Origin of the sequence: Mesobacillus sp. (genome assembly GCF_049588175.1) — a bacterium.
Lineage (GTDB): Bacteria > Bacillota > Bacilli > Bacillales > Cytobacillaceae > Mesobacillus.
Map to the genome: position 1 here is coordinate 1 of NZ_JBAVFI010000752.1, position 1782 is coordinate 1782.

Genomic DNA, 1782 nt, shown 5'->3' on the forward strand with positions numbered 1-1782 from the left:
AAAAGGAGATGGTTTTAGTGATACAAAATAAGAAAATTGCACTCATTACTGGAGGGAACAGAGGGATTGGGTATGAATTAGGCAAGCAATTAGCCGAGAAAGATTATCAGGTTATTTTGTGCAGCAGAAACGCAGATAAAGGACAAGAGGCTGCTTCATCGTTAAAGAATCTTGGATATGACGTTTCCGTTGTTGAGCTGGATGTGGATGATACAAATAGCATTCAAAAGGCTGTAGAGTACGTTCAACAGACATATGGCCGCTTAGATGTGCTCATAAATAATGCAGGTGTCTATTTAGATGAAGAAATAAAGATGACAGAAGAAGATCCCACTATTTTAGAAAAAACATTAAGAACGAATCTGTTAGGACCTTTTCATCTTATCCGATCTTTACTCCCGTTAATGAAGGAACATAACTATGGAAGAATTATTAATATTTCATCTGGTTATGGGCAGATGGCTGAAATGGATCAAACGGGTCCAGGTTCATATAAATTATCGAAGCTTGCATTAAACGGCCTTACACGTCTTTTGGCTGCAGAAGTTTCTGGAAACATCAAGATCAATGCCGTATGTCCTGGATGGGTAAGGACTGATATGGGGGGCCCGCATGCTCCCCGAAGTATAGAGGAGGCAGCAAAATCTATTTTGTGGCTTGCGGAACTAGATCAAGACGGGCCAAACGGTGAGTTCTTTAGAAATGGACTTCAAATTAACTGGTGATTTTTTATCCATCTATTTAATTACGAAACGAGGGGTATCATTGTCACAGCATCATCCTATTCTTGAATCCCTAATTAAGACAGCTCCATTATTCCAGTCTGCGATACCAGCTGACACCTCAATTGCTATAGGGGATCAAGAGAAAATCATTGCCTATTTCCCAGGTGCAAAAATAAACCTTAGGCTTTCGCCAGGTATGGAAATAAAGCCTGGCACACCAGCTGATACCGTTTTAAAAAAAGGGGAAGAAATCAGGACGGTCGTACCTGCAAGCATACATGGTATTGAGTTTACAGCAAAACTACTTCCCTTAAGAGATGAGAGTGGACAGGTCATAGGGGTCATGTCACTTGGGATTATGCACCAAAACGAAGAAGAATTATTAAAAATTTCTAATGAGATGATCACCTCTTTGGATATGGTCAATGAAAATGTTAGGAATGTATCAGGTGGTGCTGTATCACTTTTCTCACATACTCATGATCTTCTACAAGTCTCTGAGGAAGCAAACAGACAGGTGGAAAAAACAAAAGAGGTATTAGCCTTTATTAAACAAGTAGCAGACCAAACGAATCTTCTCGGACTCAATGCAGCGATTGAAGCAGCAAGGGCAAATGAATATGGCAGAGGGTTTACGGTGGTTGCCAATGAAATCCGGAAGTTATCTCAGCATACACGGTCCTCAACAGAAACCATCCAAGAAACCCTTGAGAATATTAGAGAATCCATGGAAAGTATGGTCAAGATGGTAAAAAAAATCTCTAATGTAGGCGAAATTCAAAAAGAAAACATTAAACAAATTCATGATTCGGTGGAAGAAATACATCAGATGTCAAAGAGGCTGAATGAATTTGCCAACTTGATTTGAGTAACCGATTTTGTGAACTAAAGGACAAAACAGATGGAAAATAAGCGTATCGCGAGTAAGCAATACGGTGGTAGTGTTTGCGGAAACATTTAATAGACTTTCAAGCAAGGGGCTTAATATGATTTTGATTGTTTGGGAGGAGCTATTACGACTCGCTCTTATTCTTTGCTTAAAAAAATTCACTAAAAG

The 1782-nt window shown here is 39.3% G+C and carries 2 protein-coding genes; both read left to right on the plus strand.

All coding sequences use genetic code 11. The features are described 5' to 3' along the window. On the plus strand, positions 1–725 hold a 725-nt coding region (locus tag WB217_RS18225), incomplete at its 5' end, for an SDR family oxidoreductase (RefSeq protein WP_423994724.1). Then, positions 703–1593, plus strand: a complete 891-nt coding sequence (locus WB217_RS18230; RefSeq protein ID WP_423994725.1) for a methyl-accepting chemotaxis protein — start codon at positions 703–705, stop codon at positions 1591–1593. The genes WB217_RS18225 and WB217_RS18230, both read left to right, overlap by 23 nt. The last annotated feature ends 189 nt before the right edge of the window (positions 1594–1782 follow it).

Bases quoted from the DNA above. Each gene is read 5' to 3' on its own strand.
- WB217_RS18230 (WP_423994725.1), top strand. From the start codon at position 703: ATGGACTTCAAATTAACTGGTGATTTTTTATCCATCTATTTAATTACG.